The sequence below is a fragment of the Aminobacter sp. GW821-FHT11F06 genome, assembly GCF_058808215.1.
This window is the reverse complement of the sequence record NZ_JBXARL010000006.1, coordinates 206590-228270: the sequence shown is the minus strand read 5'-3', so window position 1 is coordinate 228270 and position 21681 is coordinate 206590. Positions and strand designations below refer to the sequence as shown.

Below are 21681 nucleotides of genomic sequence, written 5' to 3'. Positions count from 1 at the left end.
ACGCTGCCGCAATTGAATCCACCTAGCCGGCCAGCGCCAGCCGGTATGCCGGGCTCTGGCGGTGGTGCGCGTGGCAGATGGCGATGGCCAGCGCGTCGGCGGCGTCGGCGGTGTCGAACACGGCCTTCGGCATCAGCACCTTGACCATCATGGCGATCTGTTTCTTGTCGCCATGGCCGACGCCGATCACCGCCTTCTTGACGGCATTGGGCGAATATTCGGCGACAACCAGCCCGGCGCGGGCCGGTACCAGCATGGCAATGCCGCGCGCCTGGCCGAGCTTCAGCGTCGCCGACGCGTCCTTGTTGACGAAGGTCGCCTCGACAGCCGCCTCATGCGGCATCTCACGATGCAGCATGTCGGCCAAGCCGTCATGCAACTGGCAGAGACGGGTGGCGAGTGCCGCCTTGTCGTCGGAGCGCACAGTGCCCGCGGCGACGAAACGCAGCGAGTTGCCGAGCGTCTCGATGATGCCCCAGCCGGTGCGCCGAAGCCCCGGATCGATGCCTACAATGCGAATCGCCTCTTTCATCCACCAACTCTACCGTTGCGGATGCAGGACGCCAGAGAAATGTGAACAAACCGGAAACAATGAAGCGGCCGCGCACGCTCGATCGAACGTGCGAGCCCGCTCAAAAAAATGCCTAGTTGCGGGCAAACGCCGTGTTGAGCAGGCTGATCTGGTCGGAAACCGGGTTGCTGCGGCGCATCGCCTGTACCGGCACCACGGTCGTGCCGTTGCCGTAGATCTCTTCGTCCATGCGGCGCACATGCGCCTGGAGGCGGAGCGAACGGCGAACCAGATCGACGAAATCACCCGGCAGTTCGTTCCAGCCGGCGGCGTCGTCATGGGCCGAAGCGGTGTCGAGCCGCACCTTGGATTTTTCGGAGGCGACCTGATCGCGGGTCATCTCGCCGGAATTGGCGGCGCGCTGCAGAAGCAGCCACGAGGCGATCTGCATCAGGCGCGTGGTCAGCCGCATCGATTCGGCGGCGTAAAGCGTGGCGGCAAGCCGCGACAGCTTCTTGGCCTCGGCGCGGCCAGCACCGTCGAGATATTCGGCGGCCTGTTCGACCAGCCCCATGCCTTCATTGTAGAGAGGTTTGAAGGATGGCGAAAACACCCGCCTTTCGGCGAGCTTGATCGTATTCGCACTTTCCCTCGAAGGCTCGTTCATCATCGCTACCCTGAAACCCTGTCCGCGTTCTGCCCGCCTTTGGTGACGGATTCTGCGCGGCCCGCTCCTATACGCTAAGCCCGATGAAAATGCGCTTCCGTCGATCTGAACGCAAGCGCATGTTTAACAAAGGGTTAACGCGCCGGATTGGACCACTTTTGGAAGGCGTTCCAGGGCTTTGCGCGCGAAAAAAAAGAGCCGCGGAAAAACGCGGCTCTCAAGAGTTTAACAGGGAGGCGTCAAACAAAGTGGCTCCAACCACTCGGTAAGAATCCAGATGACTGGATATGCACAGTAAACAACGGGAATGCTTAATGGACGCTTAAGGGCGCCGCTGAATTCACCATTCGCCGGTTTCGACTGTGCCGCCACGGCACAACGGCGCAGCTTGCGATGCCCCGCCGATGTTGTGCCGGCTCACGACTTCCAGACCACCGGAAGGGCGATGACGGCGAACAGAAACATCGCCGCGTAAAAGCCCATCGACGAAATGGCGACCAGTGGTTCGATCGCCGCATTGCCGCCGAGCAGCAAGAACAGCCCGACCAGAAGGCCTATGCCGCTGATAGCCGTCAGCCAGAAATGGATTTTGGCCAGCATCTTGTCTCGGGCGACTGGAAACAGATGGTAGAAGAAGGCGAACACCGCCGACATCAGCCAGCCCGCCACCATGGTGTGGGCGTGGACTGGCATCTGGTCGTGGTTCTGGCTGATCGACATGTGCAGTCCAAGTGCCATGCCGGCCAGCGCGTAGACGATGGCGAGCGTGAAGAAATTCCGTGCTACCCCTTGCATAGTTCTCTCCGAATGCCTTTTCCCCCGGCAGGGAATGGGTTGATCTCCGGCCATGCAGGCCGTTGTGCCGGCGCATTAGCACCGGCTGTGTTTCCACCGCATGCCGCGCGGCCAGGCCACGTGCTTGCAGGGCAGTTACATTGGAAGTGTCATCGGGAAGATGTGCCGGCCGTTGGCCTCCCCCAAGGCCGGTCGTGGACGCGCGCCGCCCTCCGCAGCGCGCGGAAGAAATACCATACTTCAGCTCTTGCTGATACGTCTGGTGCTAGCGGCCCGTCCGCGACAACGCGGCCTGATCGCCCAAGGCTGCGCCATTGGGGCCGGTCATCCTCACATGAAGTCGCGGACCCCATCGTAAAGCAGCTTCAGCGCCACGATTGCCACCGTGGCGTAGGTGAAGGGGTAGAAGATTTCCGGCCGCATCCGCCTGACCAGCCAGGCTCCGGCGAGCGTCGCCAAGGGTGCCAGCGGCATCAGCGCCAGCGAGGCGGTCAGGTTGGCCGCGTCGAACTGGCCAAGCGCGAAGTAGGGCACCAGCTTGATGGCGTTGGTCACGGCAAAGAAGATGACGCTTGTGCCGGTGAGCAGCTTGGGGTCCATCCTGAGCGGCAAGGTGTAGACCTGAAAGGGCGGGCCGCCGACATGGGCGACGAAGCTGGTGAAGCCGGCGATCGAGCCCCAGAAGGCGGCGGCGATGCGGTTCGGCTCGGCCTTGTGATCGGCGCCATGGCGGATGCTGGTGTAGAGCCAGCGCGCCACGAAGGCGAAGGCGATGGCGCCGACGATGAAGCGCACATCGTCGGCCGTCACCAGCGATGCCGTCAGCCAGCCGATGCCGATGCCGATGATCGACCCCGGCAGCATCTGCCAGAGGATCGTTCGGTCAAAGACGCCGCGCCAGGTCCACAGCGACACGACGTCCATCAAGATGAGAATCGGCAGCAGGATGGCGGCCGCCTGTACCGGCGAGATCACCAGCGCCATCAAAGGCACGCCGACAAACCCGACAGCGCCGCCAAAGCCGCCCTTGGACAGGCCAACGAGAATCACCGCCGGCACGGCTGCGGCGTAAAACCATGGATCAAGCAGAAGCGAAGTCATGGGCGGCCTTTCCGCCCGGAGATAGCTGGATCGCCGCATGTTGGCGAGTGCCGCGCCAATCTTTTGATGTGCTTGGGCACGTGCAGCGCGTCCTGTTCAACGGCGGCACTTTGTTCTATGCCCCAATGCAAACATGATCGCCTTGCATAGGCGTCAAGCACCCGGATCAAAGAACATGAACGCAAACAAGCCGCCCAAACGCTGCCGCATCGTGCTGATCGCGCCGCCTACGGTTTCGCCTGGGGATGTCGAGGCGGCTTTGTCCGGCGGCGACGTCGCATCGCTCATCTTGCCGGGCGAGGGCGTCGATGAAGCCTCGTTCCAGAGCTTTGCCGAAAAGGTAGCCGTCGCCGCACGCGCGGCCGGCGTGGCCGTGGTCGTTGCCGGTGACACCCGCGTTGCCGGGCGTGTCCAGGCCGATGGCATCCACATCGATGGCAAGAAGGCCGCACTGGCCGAAGCTGTCGAGACCTATCAGGAGCGCATGATGGTCGGCGTCGGCGGCGCCAAGACGCGCGACGATGCGCTCGAGCTCGGCGAGGAGCGGCCCGACTACATCTTCTTTGGCCGCTTCGGTTACGACAACAAGCCCGACCCGCATTCGCGCAACCTTTCGCTTGGCCAGTGGTGGGCCGAGATGATCGAAATCCCCTGCATCGTCATGGCCGGTTCCGACATCGCTTCTGTGCAGGCGGTGGCGGCAACGGGCGTCGAGTTCGTCGCCTTGTCGTCGGCGGTATTCGGCGAGGGCATCGACCCGCGCGAGGCGGTGGCCCGCGCCAATGCGCTGCTCGACGAGACCGCGCCGCGTTTCGAGGAGTAGCCACCGATGGATCGTTCGCGCCTTCTTGCCGCCTTGCTGTGCCTGGGCTTTGGGCTCGAGCCCGCGATTGCTGTCGAGAGCGCACCGATCACGCCGCCCGACCAGGGCGCTGTTCCCTCGCTTGGCAAGGCTATCGACAAGGTCGATCCCAACCGCTTCGGCCCGGCACCCATGCCGCTGGACAGGACGCCCGCGCCAACGCTAGCGCCCGTTGTCCAGCCTGGACAGGCACCGGTGGGCGCGCCAGACCTCGGCGCCAATCCAGCGGTCAAGGCGCCTGATGGCATCGACCCCAATCGTTTTGGCGGCAAGCCGTCGGATGAGGCTTATGGCGCGTTCCAGCGCGGCCTCTACATGACGGCCTACAATCTGGCGCTGCCGCGTGCCGAGGCAGGAGACGCCGCCGCGCAGACGCTGGTGGCCGAAATCCTGTCGCGAGGCTTGGGCGTAGCGCGCAACGATGGCGAGGCGGCCAAGTGGTATGAGCGCGCCGCCGAACAAGGCGTCGCCGAAGCGCAGTTCCAATATGCGCTGCTGCTGCTCGACGGGCGTTACGTCACCCGCGACGACAAGGCTGCAAGCGCGCTGATGCAGTCGGCAGCCGAAGCCGGCAATCGTCTCGCCCAGTTCAACTATGCCCAGATGCTGGTGCAGCGCGAGCCGGGCGGCAAGGGCCTCGAAAAGGCCGTGCCCTATTATGAGCGGGCGGCGGCGACAGGGCTTGCGGATGCGCAATATGCCATGGCCGAGATCTATGCCAACGGCGTTGGCGGCAAGCGCCGCGATGACAAGCTGGCGCGCCTTCTGCTGGTGCGCGCGGCAAGGCAGAACTATGACTCCGCCCAGTTCGATCTCGGGCTGTGGATGGCCGACGGGCGCGGCGGCGACCGCGATCTGAAGTCGGCTTTCGGCTGGATGAAGCTTGCGGCTGACGGCGGCAATGTCGCCGCGCAGAACCGGCTCGCCAAATTTTACATGGGCGGCATCGGTGTCGACCCCGATTCCATTCTCGCCGCGGCCTGGTACATCAATGCCCGTCGTGCCGGGCTCAACGACTCCGAGATGGACGACTTCCTGCGCGGCCTGACCGATGTCGAAATGAAACAGGCGCTGGAGCGCGCAAACCGCATTCGCTGATATCGCGAAAATCGCGACTTCTCTTGCCTAAAAAGCCGTTTTGTGGTCTTGGAGGCGCCGACAGCGCCCCTTCCGGCGCAAACCTCTCTTCCGGAACCCAACCATGGCCAAGATCAACGGCAACGAAATCCGTCCCGGCAACGTCATCGAGCATGACGGCGGCCTCTGGGTGGCGGTCAGAACCAATCACGTCAAGCCCGGCAAGGGTGGCGCTTACAATCAGGTCGAACTCAAGAACCTGATCAACGGCACCAAGCTCAACGAGCGTTTCCGCTCCGCCGAGACGGTCGAAAAGGTCCGCCTCGAACAGAAGGACTTCTCGTTCCTCTACGAGCAGGGTGACGCGCTGGTGTTCATGGACACGGCGAGCTACGAGCAGCTTGAGTTGCTCAAGGATTTCGTCGGCGACCGCGCCGCCTTCCTTCAGGACGGCATGATGGTCACGGTCGAGCTTTATGACGAGCGTCCGATCGGTATCGCGCTGCCTGACCAGGTGACGCTGACGATCAGCGAAGCCGATCCGGTGGTGAAGGGGCAGACGGCTGCTTCGTCCTACAAGCCGGCAGTTTTGGAAAACGGCGTCCGCGTGCTTGTGCCGCCCTTCATCTCTTCGGGCGAGCGCATTATCGTCGACACCAACGAGCTCACCTACGTCCGCCGCGCGGACTGAGCACGGCAACGGAAAGTTCTAGATCATGGCGCGTTCAGCGATCCTAAATGTTATGGTGCAGGCCGCTATGAAGGCCGGCCGCTCGCTGTCTCGCGACTTCGGCGAAGTGCAGAATCTGCAGGTCTCGCTGAAAGGCCCCGGCGACTATGTCAGCCAGGCCGACCGCAAGGCCGAAGACATCCTGTTTGCCGAGCTGTCGAAGGGGCGCGCGGGCTACGGCTTCCTGATGGAAGAGCGCGGCGTGGTCGCGGGCGAGGACGACCAGCATCGCTGGATCGTCGATCCGCTCGACGGCACCACCAACTTCCTGCACGGCATTCCAGTGTTTTCGATCTCGATCGCGCTGGAGCGTCAGGGCCAGATCGTCGCCGCTGTCATCTACAACCCGGCGATGGACGAGCTCTACACCGCCGAGCGCGGCGGTGGCGCCTTCCTCAATGATCGCCGCCTGCGCGTTTCCGGCCGTACCAAGCTGTCGGACGCCGTCATCGGCTGCGGCATGCCGCATCTCGGGCGCGGCCACCACGGCAACTTCTTGCTCGAACTGCGCAACGTCATGGGCGAAGTGGCGGGCGTCCGCCGTCTCGGTTCGGCCGCACTCGATCTTGCCTACGTCGCTGCCGGACGCATGGACGGTTTCTGGGAAACCGCGCTGTCGCCATGGGACGTCGCTGCCGGCATCCTTCTGGTGCGTGAAGCCGGCGGTTTTGTCTCCGACGACAAGGGTGGTCAGGACATGCTCGATGGCGGTTCGATCGTCGCCGGCAACGAGACCATCCACCGCGCGCTCATCAAGACGCTGAAGCGGCCGGTTACACCGCGCTAATCCGTCGCGTCGCAGGCTTCTTGCCTTCGTTCCCTGCTGCTGCCCATATTAGGGGCCGCGCAGGGACGAACCATGACGGACAATCACCGCAAGCCTGAGACGGCTGTGCCCTTTGTCGGGCGCTACACCCATTCGCGTGCCGAACTCATTGCCGACGGCGTGGTCCATGCGATCGGCATTGTGCTGGCCGTCGCTGCCGGATCGGCGCTGCTGGCGATCTCCGCCTCTCATACCGCCACCGGCGAATATCTTGCCGCCGTGGTCTTCGTCGTGGCGCTGCTCACAGTGCTTTCGGTGTCGTGCGTCTACAATCTGTGGCCGATCTCGCCGGCAAAATGGGTGCTGCGCCGCTTCGACCATGCCGGCATCTACCTGCTGATCGCCGCCACCTACACGCCGTTCCTCGTCCAGCTCGAAGATCGTGTCACGGCAAGCTTGATGGCCGGAATCGTCTGGTCGGCGGCAATCGCCGGCATGGCGATCAAGCTCTTCTTGCCCGGACGGCTCGACCGGCTGGCCATCGCCTTTTATCTCGCCATGGGCTGGAGCGGTGTCGTCATCCTGCGCCCGCTGATCGCCACCTTGCCATCCGCCACACTGTGGCTGCTGTTTGCCGGCGGCATGGTCTATTCCTGCGGTGTTGTCTTCTACACCTGGCAGCGGCTGCGTTTCCAAAGTGCCGTCTGGCATAGCTTCGTCATCACCGGCGCCGGGTTGCATGTGGCGGCGATGATCGACCTTCTTGTGGTGGCGCGGCTCTGATTGCAGGGCGATCCGAGGGGCGGGGCGCGCAAGCGTCTTTCATTTTCGTCACATTTCCGCTTACAGTCGTAGTCCACGAACACATCGCGCCGAAACTCCCCAAAAGTGCGGCGCGTGGACTTCAAAGCGATGGAGCCACCCAGGCGCGTCCGAATGGATGCGCGGGCTCCAATCGCAGGGAACTGGAACCGGGGCGCCGATGTCATTGTTGAAATCTCTCGGGGTGGGCAAAGGCTCCGATGTGCTGAACTACGATCCGCACCGCTTGTCCTCTCCGCAGGTGTTCCTGCTGACGATGATCATCTTCCTGGCGATCGTCGCCTTCATCGCGGCGATCCTGACGCGCCAGATCTCCAGCGCTTTCGTCACCAATCCCGGGCTCAATGGCCTTATCATCGGCGTGCTTGTCATCGGCATCTGCCTTGCCTTCGTTCAGGTCGGCCGCCTGTTTCGCGAGATACGCTGGGTCAATTCCTTCCGCGCCGGCACCGAGGCCACGCACCCGGTACTGCTTGCGCCGATGAAGGCGATGCTTGGCCGTTCCTCGTCGATGGCGTTTTCGACCAGCTCGATGCGGACGATGCTCGACTCTATCGCGACCCGCCTCGACGAAAGCCGCGACGTCTCGCGTTATCTCGTTGGCTTGCTGGTCTTTCTTGGCCTGCTCGGCACCTTCTGGGGCCTGCTGGGGACCATCGGTTCGATCGGCGAAACCATCCAGTCGCTCGACCCCGGAACGGGCGATGCCTCAGCCGTGCTCGAATCGCTGAAGGCCGGCCTTGCAGCACCTCTGCAAGGCATGGGCACGGCGTTCTCGTCGTCGCTGTTCGGTCTCTCCGGCTCGCTGGTGCTCGGCTTCCTCGACCTCCAGGCCGGCCGCGCCCAGACGCGCTTCTACACCGAACTGGAAAACTGGCTCTCCAGCGTTACTGACCTATCCTCCGACATGGTCGTCGCCGACGCCAAGAACGGCTCTTCCGACGAAATCCGCGTGCTGTCCGAGCGCCTGCGCAACATGCAGGAGCACGGCGGGTCGAACCCGCGCGTCGCCGCCGCCATGGCCAATCTCGCCGACGGCATCTCCGGCCTGGTCAAGAACATGCGCAGCGAGCAGCAGATCATGCGCGACTGGGTCGAGGCGCAGTCGGACGAACAAAAGGCGATGCGCAACACGCTGGAAAAGATCGCCGACGCCCTGAAGAAGGAAGGGGTGCACTAAGGTGGCATTGGCGCGCGGGCGGCGCGGCGACCGCCGCATCGACTATTGGCCGGGCTTTGTCGACGCTTTGTCGACGCTGCTTTTGGCCATCATGTTCCTTCTTTCCGTCTTCGTGCTGGCGCAGTTCCTGCTCAGCCGCGAAATCTCGGGCAAGGACGAGGTGCTGACGCGGCTCAATTCGCAGATCAACGAGCTGACGCAGCTTTTGGCGCTCGAGCGCTCCAACAGCCAGGATACCGAGGATGCGCTCGCCAATCTGCAGGCGTCGCTGTCCGCTGCCGAGAGCGAAAAGAGCCGGCTCGAACAGTTGTTGTCGCAAGGGTCTGGCGCTGGTGCCGAAGCCACGGCGCGCATTGGTTCGCTGACCGGCGAGCTCGACAGCGAGCGTCAGATCAGCCAGCGCGCACTCAGCCAGGTCGAGCTGCTCAACCAGCAGATCGCGGCGTTGCGCCGGCAGATCGGCGCGCTCGAAGACGCGCTCAACGCTTCAGAGGCCCGGGACAAGGAATCCAACACCAAGATCGCCGATCTCGGCCGCCGCCTGAACGTGGCGTTGGCCCAGCGCGTGCAGGAACTCAACCGCTACCGTTCCGACTTCTTCGGCCGCTTGCGCGAGATCCTGTCCGACCGCGAAAACATCCGCATTGTCGGCGATCGTTTCGTGTTTCAGTCGGAAGTCTTGTTTCCGACTGGCTCCGAGCAGATCAACGAGGCCGGCAAGGGCGAGATGAAAAAGCTCGCCGGCGCCATCCTCGAGCTGCAGAAGGAAATCCCGCCGGAGATCAACTGGGTGCTGCGCGTCGATGGTCACACCGACAACATCCCGCTGTCCGGCACCGGCCGCTATCGCGACAATTGGGAGCTTTCCTCGGCGCGCTCGACTTCGGTGGTCAAGTTCCTGATCGAAAATGGCGTACCGGCCAACCGCCTGGTAGCCGCTGGCTTCGGCGAGTTCCAGCCGCTTGACGAAAGCGGCACCGATGAAGCACGTTCCAAGAACCGCCGCATCGAACTCAAGCTCACGGAACGCTGAATCAAGATTTCGTGAACAAACGTGCCCACTCTACATAGGGCTTCGGCTCGACGTTTCCAGACCTGACTATGGTGGCTCGGGCAAATTCCAAAATTACTTTTTCTTAATTATGCTTGCGTCTGTGTCAGACCTATAATCGCAGCTCAAGTCCGGGAAACGCCGATGACGGCCTCCCACCACGACTCGACGATTCTTGACGGACAGCCAACGCTGTGGCGGTTCGCCGCCCGGCAATTTCGGGAGTCGCAACAATGCGCTCTATGGCATTTACAGCGATTTTAGCTGCAGTCCTGGTTTCCGCTCCAATGGCAACGGCATTCGCACGCGACCACGAGCACGGTGGTCATGATCGGTCGCATTCGCGTGAATCTGTTGGGTCAAATGGCAACGATAATACGAATTCGCAGCTGCCGATCTCCGGGCAGCCTCGCTCGGCTTGCGTGCCGGGGCATGCGGCCTGGTATTGTACGTCGAGGTCGCGATGACCTGTCGCGTTTCGGCTTGCCGCAGCCTGTCTTGACGACTCGCGCGCCGGATCACCTAGCATCGGCATTTGAACAACAGTCTTCAACTCGTGATGTAATGTATCTGGGGGAGGCGGCCATCTCGGCCGTCTCCCCCAGCTGCGTTGGACAACTTCACGCCAGATCAAGACTCCGTGTGAGAGAAAGCCTGCCACATATGTGGCAGGCTTGTGACCAGTTTGCCGCAATTGCAACGTTTCAAGCGCGCCCAATAATTATTTTTTCTTAATTATGCTCCCGGCTGCGTCAGGACTAGATTCCATATGCAGTCCGGGAAACGCCGGCGATGGCCTCCCACCGTGACTCGACGCTTCCAGACGGACGGCGAATGTTGGGGCGAAAGCCGCCCCACAAAATCTAGGAGACGCAAGACCATGCGCTCTATGGTATTCAAGGCGGCGCTTGCCGCACTCCTTATCTCGGCTCCCATGGCGTCCGCTTTCGCCAGGGACCATGAAACCCATGGCCGTTCCGGGCTTGAGCCTGGCTCAGGTTCGGGCGACAACACTGGCGATTCCGCACCTATTTCAGGACGCCCGCAGATCCATCCGGTTGGCGTCATTCTCTCTGAATTGCGCAATGACGATGCGCGCATTGCCAATGATCGGCACATGAAGCGGATCAGTGTTGCCGAAGCCCGCCAACTCAGGGGCGAGGACGCGGCGATCCGCCGTGCCGCAGTCAGCGATGCAGGCTACAGCGGCATGCTGTCCGCAGGTGCATACAGCCAGCTTCAGGGCGAGGTTTCCAACCTCGATTCCCAGATCAGTCACGACACAGCCCAGCGTTGACATCGGCATTCTCCCCAGGCGCCCTCGGAGCAATCCGGGGGCGTTTGTTTTGGGTCGGTTACCAGCCGAGCCACAGGGCGGCGAGCGCAAATGCTGCCGGCACCGTCTGGATGAACAGGACCTTGCGGCCGACGGTCGCCGCGCCATAGAGTCCGGCGATCGCCACGCAGAGCAGGAAAAACACCTTCACCTCAAAACCTGCAGCGCCCAGCCACAGGCCCCAGATCAGGCCGGCGGCGAGAAAGCCGTTGTAGAGCCCCTGGTTGGCCGCGAGCACCTTCGAGGCCGTGGCGAATTCCGGCTTGAGGCCAAACGCCTTGTGGCCGCGTGGCGTGTCCCAAAGCACCATTTCGAGATAGACGATGTAGAGATGGATGAGGGCCACCAGCCCGACCAGAATGTTTGCAACCATCTTCGTCCCCTCGGTCGCCATGGCAGGGATTTGAGCACGAGGGCGAACGTATCGGCAAGAGCTGGTCCATCCGAACGGTCTTGCGATCGCGGCGGGTTTGGTATCCTCTCGCCGCGATTTTGAGACAGAGGAATCACCATGTCCTTCGCAAAACTCGACGAACTTGGCCGCAAGCTCGAAGCGCTGGAACACGCGCTTGCCATTTTGGGCGCCGACGAGGCGACTCATATGGCGGTCGGTGGCGGCGCCAAGCGCGCCGAGGCGCTGTCGGCACTCGCCGGCATGCACCACCGCCAGGCCACCGCACCTGAGATCGCCGACTGGATCGCTGCCGCCGAGACGGAGGCGCTGAACGAGGAGCAGGTTTTTGCCCTGCGCGAATTCCGCCGCCAGTACACCAACATGACCTGCCTGCCGTCGGAGTTCGTCGAACGCCAGACATCCGCCCGGCTGCGTTCGGAGCAGCTGTGGCGCGACCTGCGCGCCAAGAACGACTGGGCCGGCTTCCAGCCGGCTCTCGAAGGTATCGTGGCGCTTGTCCGCGAGGAGGCGGCCCTTCGTTCCGAAGCACTCGGCCTTGCCCCTTACGACGCGATGATGGAGCAATACGACCCCGGCAACCGCACCGCCGACATCACGCCTGTTTTCGCCGACCTCAAGGCCTTCCTGAAAGACTTCGTGCCCGAAGCGCTTGCCGTGCAGCAGGAGCGCCGCGCCAAGAACCCGCAGCGCGCTCTGTCGGGCGTCTACGCCATCGAGCGCCAGCGCGAGCTTGGCCTTGCCATGATGGGTGCTGTCGGCTTCGACCTGACGCGTGGCAGCCTGTCGGTGTCGCACCACCCGTTCTGCGGCGGGGTGCCATCCGACGTGCGCATCACCACGCGTTACAAGACCACCGATTTCCTGTCGGCCTTGATGGGCGTGCTGCACGAAACCGGCCATGCGCTCTACGAGCAGAACCTGCCCGAGGCCTGGTCGCACTGGCCGCTCGGCAAGGCGCGTGGCATGGCCGTGCATGAAAGCCAGAGCCTGTTCGTCGAAAAGCAGCTTGGCCGCAATCCGTCCTTCTGGCGCTGGGCGCTGCCGCTGGTCGAGCAGCATCTCGGCGAGCGCTGGTCGATGGACGAGATCCTGCCGCATGTGCACCATGTCGAGCGCGGCCTGATCCGCGTCGATGCCGACGAGGTCACCTATCCGCTGCATGTCATCTTGCGTTACGAGCTGGAGCAGGAGCTTGTTTCAGGCCGCCTGTCCGTGTCGGACCTGCCCGAGGCGTGGGACGCCAAGATGCGCGAGTACCTTGGCCTTTCGACCATCGACAATCCGGCCGACGGCCCGATGCAAGACGTGCACTGGCCAAGTGCCGCCTTCGGCTATTTCCCATCCTACACGCTGGGCGCGATGATGGCGGCACAGCAATGGGCGGCACTTTCCAAGGCGCATCCTTCGGTCGACGACGAGATCGCGCGCGGTCATTTCGAGACGGTCAACAACTGGCGCCGCGACAAGATCTGGTCGCAGGCCTCGCGCTGGTCGACGCCCGAACTGCTCGAACGCGCCACCGGCGAAAAGCTCAACGCGGTGCATTTCACCAGCCATCTCAAAAAGCGCTACGGAGCCTGATAAACCTTCCCAAGCGGAACCAAACCGTCCCGACTTTCCGCTTGATCTTCAAACCCTTTGCCCGAAACTCGCGGCCATGACCGATAGTCTTGGGAGGGGCGGTTGGCGGATCATGCGGATGCGATTGTCGTTGGCGGCGGGCTTGCCGGCCTTGTCGCGGCCGCCGAACTGGCGGACGCCGGCAAGCGCGTCATCATCCTCGAACAGGAGGGCGAGAATTCGCTTGGCGGCCAGGCCTTCTGGTCGCTTGGCGGGCTGTTCTTCGTCGACAGCCCCGAACAACGCCGCATGCGCATCAGGGACAGCCGCGAGCTTGCGCTGCAGGACTGGATGGGGTCGGCGCAATTCGACCGCCCGGAAGATTTCTGGCCGCGCAAGGTGGCCGAAGCCTTCATCGATTTTGCCGCTGGCGAGATGCGGCCGTGGCTGCATGCCCAGGGCATGCGCTGGTTCCCCGTCGTCGGCTGGGCCGAGCGCGGCGGCGGCCAGGCGCATGGCCACGGCAATTCGGTGCCGCGTTTCCATGTCACCTGGGGCACTGGCCCCGGCGTGCTGGAACCGTTTCTGCGCCGCGTTCGTGAACATGCCTCCGCTGGCCGCATCGCGCTGAAATTCCGCCATCAGGCAAGCCGCCTGATCAAGACCGGAGCCGCCGTCACTGGTGTTTCAGGCGAAATCCTCGAAACCTCTGATGTCGAGCGCGGCCAGCAGTCGGGCCGCAAGGTGACTGGCGATTTCGAGTTCCACGCCGGCGCTGTCCTCGTCACCTCGGGCGGTATCGGCGGCAACCACGAGCTGGTCCGAAAAGCCTGGCCGGCCGACCGGCTTGGGCAGGCGCCGAAAAAGATGGTCGCGGGCGTGCCGCATCATGTCGACGGACGCATGGTCGCGATCACTCAGGCAGCGGGCGGCACTGTCATCAATGGCGACCGCATGTGGCACTACACTGAGGGTGTGACCAACTGGGGCCCGATCTGGCCCAACCACGGCATCCGCATCCTGCCTGGGCCGTCGTCGCTGTGGTTCGACGCTCTGGGGCAGCGGCTCGAAGCGCCGTTCCTGCCCGGCTTCGACACGTTGGGCACGCTCAGGCGCATCCTTTCTGTGGGCCACGACTATTCCTGGTTCGTGCTGACCCAGAAGATCATCAAGAAGGAGTTTGCGCTCTCGGGTTCCGAGCAGAATCCTGATCTGACCTCGAAGAGCTGGCTCGCCGTGCTCAAGAGCCGCCGCGCCAGGGGTGCGCCGCCTTCTGTCGAGGCCTTCAAGCAGTATGGCGAGGATTTTGTCGTCCGCGACAACCTGCGCGACCTCGTCGCTGGCATGAACGCGCTCGCCGGCAACGGCCTGATCGACGATGACCACCTGCATGCCCAGATCGCGGCGCGCGACCGCGAGATCGACAACCCTTTCTCCAAGGACGCGCAGGTCACCGCCATCCACGGCGCGCGAAAATATCTCGGCGACCGGCTGGTGCGCACGGCCCGGCCGCACAAGATACTCGATCCGGCCAATGGCCCGCTGATCGCCGTCCGTCTCAATGTGTTGACCCGCAAGACGCTGGGCGGGCTGCACACCAATCTCGACGGGCAGGTGTTGGGCGTGGATGGCGAACCCGTCCCCGGCCTCTATGCGGCGGGCGAGGTCTCAGGTTTCGGCGGCGGCGGTTATCACGGCTACAACGCACTCGAGGGCACATTTCTCGGCGGGTGCATCTTCTCGGGAAGGAACGCCGGCAGGCACGCCGCATGGTAGTTCAGCCGCGTGGCACCGCGACCGTAGCGGCTCCGGACACTGGCGGCACGCGACAGCAGCCTGGCTCATCCATCTTCTCGCCGGTGCCGCGTCGAAATACGCCATCTGCCGTATTTTTCCCGCTCCGGCTACGCGCTACCCCTGCCGTCTGGCGAAGCTGCTGCAGAGTGCGGCCGCTTGTGTCGCTGTCCCGCGCGGGCGATGGCCGCAGCCGGGCGCTTGGCGGCGAAGCAAGTGTTCGGTGCTGGTAAAGCGAAATTCCGCCTGATGGGGACCGACATGCCGACAAGACAACATGCAAGACACGCCTTTTCGGGCGTGTCCCTGATCGCGCTTTCGGCCTTCGCGCAGCCGGCACTTGCCGCAACCTTCAACGTCACCAACGAAACCGAACTTGCCGCCGCGATCACCACCGCCAACAGCAATGGCGAGTCGAACACCATCAATGTCAGCGCCAACATCACCTTGACCGCACCGCTGCCGCCGCTCGGCCTGCGCAATGCGGCCGGTGCGCCGCTGGCCACCAGCCCGCTCACCATCAACGGCAACGGTAACACCATCAGCGGTGGCAACACCCAGCGCATCTTCTTCGCCAATGCCGGGACGATCGCCATCAACGACGTCACGCTCGCCGACGGCCGCGCCAAGGGCGGCGATGGTGGCGAGGGCTTTGGGGGCCAATCCGGTGGCGGTGGCCTGGGTGCTGGCGGCGCGCTGTTTGTGCGTGGTGCTGACGCCGGTGCTGGCACTGGCGCATCCGTCTCGCTTTCTGGCGTCGCCTTCGCCGGCAACCAGGCTATCGGTGGCAACGGTGGGGCGGACAATTCTTCGGCCTCAGCCTCATCGGGTGCCGGCGGCGGCGGCGGGTTGGGAGGAGACGGCGGGGCCAGCGCAGACTGGGAGCGTCCAAGCGGCGGCGGCGGCGGCGCGTTTGTTGGCCAGCACGGTGATTCAGCTGGAGTTGGCGGCGGCGCGAATGGCGGTGCGGCGGATGCGGCGGCCGGAGATTTGTCGGGCGGCGGCGGCAGCGCCGCCGGCGGCCCTGGCGGCGCTGCCGGCTTCGGCGGTGGCGGCGGCGGCAGCTTGACCAGCGACGGCGGCATAGCCGGCGGCGCTGGCGGTTTCGGCGGCGGCGGCGGCGGCGGCGGCTATGGCGGCGGCGGTGGCGGCTATGCCGGCGGCGGCGGTGGAGCCGGCGGCTTTGCCGCTGGCAATGGCGGCTCCGGCCTTGACGGCTCGGCGGGCGGTGGTGGCGGTGCTCTGGGCGGCGGGCTGTTCGTCGCCAACGGCGGTTCGCTGACAATCGTCAGCGGTGCGATATCAGGTGGCAGTGTCACGGCGGGCGCGGGTGGCGCGACCTTCGGGGGTATGGCGCCAACGTCCGGCCAGGCGGCCGGCTCCGGCATGTTCCTGCAAGGCTACGGCACGGTGACTTTTGCGCCCACCGCCGGCCAGACGGTGACGATTTCGGACGTGATTTCCGACGAGCAGGGGTTCCTGGCGGCCAACCCCGGTTATGCCAAACCTGCTGGTTTCTACGCTGGCGCTTGGAGCCTGAAGAAGACCGGCGCCGGCACTCTGACGCTTTCAGGCACCAACACCTACACCGGTGGCACCAGGATCGAAGCCGGTACGCTTGCCGTTTCCAGCGCGTCGGCGCTGGGGTCGGGAGCGGTGAGCATCGACGGTGGTAAGCTGTTGGGCACTGCCGATATGGTGCTTGATGCCAAAATCAACATTGCCCGGACCGGCACGATCGCCGCCGCTGCGGGCAAGAACTTGACCCTGAAGGGTTACCTGAATCTCTACGATGCGACCGTGATATTTGGCAGCCCCACCGATAGCGGCACCATCCTGCATGCGACTGCCGGTATGAGTTGGACCGACATCAAATCGGTTGTGGTTGCCGGCGGCACCCTCAGGGCCGAAAGCTACAGCAGCGGGCTTGGTACTCTGACACGGCTCGCGGCCTCGACGACGGTGCAGCCTGGCGCCACCCTCGACTTCAACGGGTCCAGGTTTGGCGGCAATCCCATCATCAACAATCTGCAAGGCGCAGGTATCGTAACCAACAGCGCTGACATCAGCATCTCCGGCGGCAATTTCGGCGGTGCGATCACCGGTGCGGCGGGCTTGGTCAAGGAGACCTCAGGCACACTCACTCTTTCCGGCGCCAGCAACTACTCCGGCGGCACCAGTGTCGAGGCCGGCACGCTGATCGTTGGCGTCGGCGGTGTCGGTTCGATCCTTGGCCCGGTCGAGGTCAGGTCGGGCGCGCGGCTCGGCGGCACCGGCACGATCGGCGGCAATGTCACAGTGCTGGCCGGCGGCATCCATGGTGCGGGCAATTCGGTCGGCACCCAGACGATCAATGGCAACTACGCCAACCACGGCATTCTCGAGGTCGAGGCGACACCGACCGGTGCCGACAAGCTGATCGTCAACGGCACCGTCGACATCTCGGGTGCGACGCTCAATCTGCTGCTGTCGCCGCTGGCCAGTGCGGCCTGGGGGCCGCTCAACGGCCCCTTCACCCTCATCTCCAACAACGGTGCCCATGCTGTGACCGGCACCTTTGCCTTCGGCGGCAACCTCGACAGTCTGATCTTCCTCGACCACCTCATCAATTATGCCGGCGGCGACGGCAACGACGTGACGCTGGCGCTCACGCGCAACGATCTTTCGCTCGCCGAGGTCGGGCAGACCCGCAACCAGATTACAACCGGCACAGCCGTCGAAGGCATGGCCGCCAACGATCCGGTGCGCGCCGCCATGCTGTTGTCGAGCGACAAGGACGAGGTCCGTGCCGCCCTCGACCAGCTCTCCGGCGAGGTTCACGCCTCGCTCGCCGGTGCCTTCATCGAGGCCAGCGGCCAGCTGCGCGATGTCGCCTCCAACCGCATCCGCTCGGCCTTCGGCGATGTCGCCGCATCGTCGCTGCCCGTCATGGCCTATGGCGAAGGCGGGCCCGAGTTTGTCGCCGCCGACAGCGACCGCTTCGTTGCCTGGGGCCAGGCGCTCGGCAACTGGCGCTCGGTCGATGGCGACGGCAATGCCGCCGGCTTCAACCAGAACACCGGCGGCCTGCTCGCCGGTGGCGACACCATCGTTGGCGGTGGCTTCAGGTTCGGCCTGCTCGCCGGCTACAGCCGCACCAGCTTTGATGCCGACGACCGGGCCTCGTCGGGCTCCAGCGACAACTTCCATGTCGGGGCCTATGGCGGCCGCGAATGGGGTGCGCTCGGCCTGCGCGCCGGGGCTGCCTATACAAGGCATGCCATCGAAACATCGCGCAATGTCGTCTTCCCCGGTTTCAGCCAAACGCTGAAGGCCGACTACGACGCCGGCACCGCCCAGGCTTTCGTCGAGGCGGGCTACCGGGTCGACATGGGACGGGCGATGTTCGAACCCTTCGCTGGCCTTGCTTATATCAGTACATCGACCGACGCGTTCACCGAGACCGGCGGTGCGGCAGCGCTCACCAGTTTGGGCACCACCAACGATGCCACGCTGACGACGCTTGGCCTGCGCGCCGCCACCGACTTCGCCCTCGGCGATGCCAAGGCAACCGTGCGCGGCATGGCCGGCTGGCGTCACGCCTTCGGCGATGTCGCGCCGCTCGCCGACATGGCTTTTTCAGGCGGAGCCGACTTCGCCATCGCCGGCACGCCGATTGCCCGGGATGCACTGCTGCTCGAAGCCGGATTCGACATCGCCGTCGCACCCAAAGCCACGCTCGGCCTGAGCTACAGTGGTCAACTCGCCAGCGGCGCGCAGGAACATGGCGTCAATGCCAGCCTGGCGGTGAGGTTCTGAACGTTCGGAGGAGCGGAAGGCGGCGAAAGCCTGCCGCTTGCCTTTCCCTTGGCAAGTGGTCATTCCGCGCCAATGCGGGAGTCATCGCGCTGGCAAGATGAGTCTAGCTTGCGGATGTGCCAGTTGTCCCGAGTTGAGTGATCCGTCGCTAATATTTTCCATTGCTACAATAACTTGGCTGTTCTAAACAAAACTATTGTTAAGTTTTGGGTAGGGCGTCGGGGTCCCTGCGTCGTGTTTTTTGCCCGTTGGGGCGTGCATACAAGTGGTGGGACATAATGAATCTATTTGGCCGCAGCGTTGCGACGCGGACTCGTATTCAATCAATTCAAGCTACCAGGACTTCTCCAAGCCAACCGTCGAACCGATCAATCGCGCGTATCGCCGCCTTGCGGGCCGGCACAGCGCTGGTGACGCTCGGGGCAGTGGCGGTCGTGCTGAATGCCGCATCGCCTGTGCTCGCGGCGGATCAGTATTGGGATGGGGGCAACACCGCTGCCAACAATCAGGTCGACGGTGGCAGCGATGAATGGGACAACAGAACCAATTGGACCAACCTAGACGGCTCGGCAAATGACGTCTGGCTTGGCGGTGTCGCGGTGTTTGCGGGTGTCGCAAATAGCAGGGTCGGGGTTTCAGGTACCCAGCACTTCGATACACTGAAATTCTCCGCGGCGGGCTATCAGATCAATGGTGGTAATCTGAATTTGGCTCCGACGGGCGCAACAATCCAGGTGGATGCAGGTCTGACGGCTACTGTAGGTTCGACCCTCCAGGGCGCCGCCGGCCTGAATATTTCTGGGCCTGGCACCCTCACATTGACCGGCATGAACTCCTATACTGGAGCAACGACGATTGCGCTGGGTGGAACACTCGCCCTTGCCGGCCAGGGGCGCATCAACCAGTCCAGCGGCGTTACTGTCGAAGGCACTTTCGACGTCTCTGATGCTCCCTCTGCGGAAATCAAGACTCTGAATGGCAACGGTTCCGTCATTGTCGGCAACACCTATCTACGAGTTAGTGCAGCGACCGGAGTGTTTGCAGGTGTCGTTTCAGGTGCCGGCGGTCTCATGATTAACGGGGGAACGCAGGTTCTGACCGGGGCAAACACGTTCACCGGCAGTGTAGGTATCGGCACAGGGGCGACACTCAAGGTCGGTGACGGTGGCTCAACTGGATCGATTGCCAGTGCCGTCAACAACGGTGGTACTCTTGTATTCAACCGTACTGGCGAAGTGACCTTCGGCGGCAAAATCGGCGGTGGCGGCGCTTTTGAGCATATTAGCGGCGGCAAGCTGATCCTGACGGGCAGTAACAGCGGCAGCGGTACTGTTCTGATTTCCAATGGCGGTACGCTGCAGTTTGGCGATGGCGGCGGCACGAGCAACTGGCTCGCCAATGCGGGCGGCGCGATTACCATCGAAGCGGGTAGCAAGCTGATCTCCAATATGTCCAACGGCCAGCGCTGGGGCGGCAAGCTTGCTGGCTCGGGCGACTTCTTCAAACAGGGATCAGGGACCATAACGCTGAGCGGCGACAGTTCCGCATTTGCCGGCGAAACGTTCGTGAATGCCGGCATGCTGAATGTCGGCTACAAGGGCAGCGGCACGTTGGCTGGGCCAGTCTCTGTGGACTCAGGCGCTCGCTTCGGCGGCAGCGGCACCGTTATCGGCAACGTGACCATTTCATCCGGCGCAACCCACGCAGTCGGCGATACGGCCAACCCGGCCGCAACGGGTCTCGTCCACAGCCAGACCATCAACGGCAACTACGTCAACCACGGTATTCTCGAGATTGAGGCAACGCCTGCCGGTGCTGACAAGCTCACTGTCAATGGCACGGTCAACATATCGGGTGCCAAGCTCAGCCTGCTCATGTCGCCGCCGACCAACACAAGCTGGAACCCGACCAGCGGCCCGTTCACGCTTATCCAGAATGATGGTGCGGATGCGGTCACGGGCACTTTCGCCTCGGTCGGCAATCTCAACAATCTTCTCTTCCTCAATCATTCCATCAGCTACGCTGGCGGCGATGGCGGCAACGATGTGACGCTGACGCTGACGCGCAACGACGCGTCGCTTGGCAGCGTCGCGCAGTCACCCAACCAAGGCGCTGTCGCCGGCGGTATCGACAGCCTGCTGGAGAACAATCCCCTCCGCGCCGCCTTCATGATGTCGTCCAATGAAGAGGAAGCCCGCGACGCGCTCAACCAGCTCTCAGGCGACGTTCATGCTTCGGCAAGTGGCGCCTCCACCCAGTCGAGCGCATTTCTGGGCCAGTTCGCCAACGACCGCGTTCGCTCGGCCTTTGGCGACGTGGCAGCCCCCGACATGCCTGTCATGGGCTATGGCGACGACGGCATTGAACTGGTCGCCGCCGACACGGATCGCTTTGTCGTCTGGGGCCAGGCGGTCGGCAATTGGGGCTCGGTCGACGCCAGCAATGGCATTGGCGGCTTCGACCAGAGCACCGGCGGTCTGATCGCTGGCGGTGACACCATCGTGGGCGATGGCTTCAGGCTCGGCCTGCTCGCCGGCTACAGCCGCACCAGCTTCGATGCCGACGACGGAGCTTCCTCCGGCGATAGCGACAATTTCCATGTCGGCGCCTATGGCGGCCGTCATTGGGGCGCGTTTGGCCTGCGTGCCGGCGCCGCCTACACCTGGCACACCATCGAAACCAGCCGCAACGTGTCGTTCCCCGGCCTGAGCGAAACCCTGAAAGCCGACTACAACGCCGGCACAGCGCAAGCCTTTGTCGAGGCGGGCTACCGGGTCGAAAAGGGCCGGTTTGCCTTCGAGCCGTTCGCTGGCCTCGCTTACGTCAGCTCCTCGACCGACGCATTTGCTGAAACCGGCGGTTCCGCGGCATTGACCAGCGCTGCGACGCGTTTTGACAGCACGACAACGACGCTCGGCCTGCGCGCGGCAACCGACTTCAAGCTTGGCGATACCGCCGCCACGGTGCGCAGCGGGCTGGGTTGGCGCCATGCCTTCGGCGAAGTCAACCCTGCCAGCATCGTTGCCTTTGCCGGCGGCGACAGCTTCACCATCTACGGCTCACCTGTTGCCCGCGACGCGCTGTTGGTTGAGGCGGGGCTCGATGTTGCGATCTCGCCGAAAGCGAGCCTTGGGTTCAACTATTCCGGTCAGATCGCCAGCCACGCCCGCGACCATGGCGTCAAGGCGAGCCTCGCGGTGAAGTTCTAGGCGTGGC

17 protein-coding genes are annotated in these 21681 nt (G+C 63.7%); 12 read left to right on the top strand and 5 right to left on the bottom strand.

What is annotated here, in order from left to right; genetic code table 11:
* Positions 1-22: 22 nt before the first annotated feature.
* The 4 genes from ruvC to AC1RTB_RS16610 all read right to left on the bottom strand — a co-directional run bounded on the left by ruvC (position 23) and on the right by AC1RTB_RS16610 (position 3074).
* A complete protein-coding gene (ruvC, locus tag AC1RTB_RS16625; RefSeq protein ID WP_492879727.1) occupies positions 23-532 on the bottom strand; it encodes a crossover junction endodeoxyribonuclease RuvC in 510 nt (169 codons plus the stop codon).
* 112 nt (positions 533-644) lie between these two features.
* Positions 645-1178, bottom strand: a complete 534-nt coding sequence (gene rcdA, locus AC1RTB_RS16620; protein WP_492879728.1) for a protease adaptor protein RcdA — start codon at positions 1176-1178, stop codon at positions 645-647.
* A gap of 417 nt (positions 1179-1595) precedes the next feature.
* Entirely contained in the window at positions 1596-1973 is a 378-nt protein-coding gene (locus tag AC1RTB_RS16615) for a hypothetical protein (protein ID WP_492879729.1), read from the bottom strand.
* Positions 1974-2303: 330 nt separating this feature from the next.
* Positions 2304-3074, bottom strand: coding sequence for a sulfite exporter TauE/SafE family protein (locus AC1RTB_RS16610; protein WP_492879730.1), 771 nt, complete (start codon positions 3072-3074; stop codon positions 2304-2306).
* A 175-nt stretch (positions 3075-3249) separates the two neighbouring features.
* Here AC1RTB_RS16610 and AC1RTB_RS16605 point away from each other — a divergent pair, with 175 nt between their 5' ends.
* The 8 genes from AC1RTB_RS16605 (at position 3250) to AC1RTB_RS16570 (ending at position 10859) form a co-directional block, all read left to right on the top strand.
* Positions 3250-3897 (top strand): thiamine phosphate synthase, encoded by a 648-nt coding sequence (locus AC1RTB_RS16605; protein WP_492879731.1) that lies wholly within the window; start codon positions 3250-3252, stop codon positions 3895-3897.
* Positions 3898-3903: 6 nt separating this feature from the next.
* Entirely contained in the window at positions 3904-5034 is a 1131-nt protein-coding gene (locus AC1RTB_RS16600) for a tetratricopeptide repeat protein (RefSeq protein WP_492879732.1), read from the top strand.
* 103 nt (positions 5035-5137) lie between these two features.
* The gene (gene efp, locus AC1RTB_RS16595; protein ID WP_476788178.1) at positions 5138-5704 is read left to right on the top strand and encodes an elongation factor P; all 567 of its coding nucleotides are present in this window, start codon (positions 5138-5140) and stop codon (positions 5702-5704) included.
* A gap of 25 nt (positions 5705-5729) precedes the next feature.
* The gene (locus tag AC1RTB_RS16590; RefSeq protein WP_492879733.1) at positions 5730-6530 is read left to right on the top strand and encodes an inositol monophosphatase family protein; all 801 of its coding nucleotides are present in this window, start codon (positions 5730-5732) and stop codon (positions 6528-6530) included.
* A gap of 72 nt (positions 6531-6602) precedes the next feature.
* Positions 6603-7292: a PAQR family membrane homeostasis protein TrhA gene (gene trhA / locus AC1RTB_RS16585; RefSeq protein ID WP_492879734.1), complete on the top strand. Its 690-nt coding sequence runs from the start codon at positions 6603-6605 to the stop codon at positions 7290-7292.
* A gap of 199 nt (positions 7293-7491) precedes the next feature.
* Positions 7492-8511: a MotA/TolQ/ExbB proton channel family protein gene (locus tag AC1RTB_RS16580; protein ID WP_492879735.1), complete on the top strand. Its 1020-nt coding sequence runs from the start codon at positions 7492-7494 to the stop codon at positions 8509-8511.
* 1 nt (position 8512) lies between these two features.
* The gene (locus AC1RTB_RS16575; RefSeq protein ID WP_492879736.1) at positions 8513-9544 is read left to right on the top strand and encodes a peptidoglycan -binding protein; all 1032 of its coding nucleotides are present in this window, start codon (positions 8513-8515) and stop codon (positions 9542-9544) included.
* A gap of 898 nt (positions 9545-10442) precedes the next feature.
* Positions 10443-10859, top strand: coding sequence for a hypothetical protein (locus tag AC1RTB_RS16570; protein WP_492879737.1), 417 nt, complete (start codon positions 10443-10445; stop codon positions 10857-10859).
* Between the two features lie 58 nt (positions 10860-10917).
* Here the strand turns inward: AC1RTB_RS16570 and AC1RTB_RS16565 are convergent, their stop codons facing one another.
* Positions 10918-11271, bottom strand: coding sequence for a DUF1304 domain-containing protein (locus AC1RTB_RS16565; RefSeq protein ID WP_492879738.1), 354 nt, complete (start codon positions 11269-11271; stop codon positions 10918-10920).
* A gap of 138 nt (positions 11272-11409) precedes the next feature.
* Between AC1RTB_RS16565 and AC1RTB_RS16560 the strand changes: the two genes are divergently transcribed.
* From AC1RTB_RS16560 to AC1RTB_RS16545, 4 genes are all read left to right on the top strand, one after another.
* Positions 11410-12894 (top strand): carboxypeptidase M32, encoded by a 1485-nt coding sequence (locus AC1RTB_RS16560; protein WP_492879739.1) that lies wholly within the window; start codon positions 11410-11412, stop codon positions 12892-12894.
* 102 nt (positions 12895-12996) lie between these two features.
* Positions 12997-14649: an FAD-binding dehydrogenase gene (locus AC1RTB_RS16555; RefSeq protein ID WP_492879740.1), complete on the top strand. Its 1653-nt coding sequence runs from the start codon at positions 12997-12999 to the stop codon at positions 14647-14649.
* 279 nt (positions 14650-14928) lie between these two features.
* Positions 14929-18465 carry an autotransporter domain-containing protein gene (locus AC1RTB_RS16550; RefSeq protein ID WP_492879741.1) on the top strand — a complete coding sequence of 1179 codons (3537 nt, stop codon included), beginning with the start codon at positions 14929-14931 and terminating at the stop codon, positions 18463-18465.
* 410 nt (positions 18466-18875) lie between these two features.
* The gene (locus AC1RTB_RS16545) at positions 18876-21674 is read left to right on the top strand and encodes an autotransporter outer membrane beta-barrel domain-containing protein (protein WP_492879742.1); all 2799 of its coding nucleotides are present in this window, start codon (positions 18876-18878) and stop codon (positions 21672-21674) included.
* Positions 21675-21681: the final 7 nt, after the last annotated feature.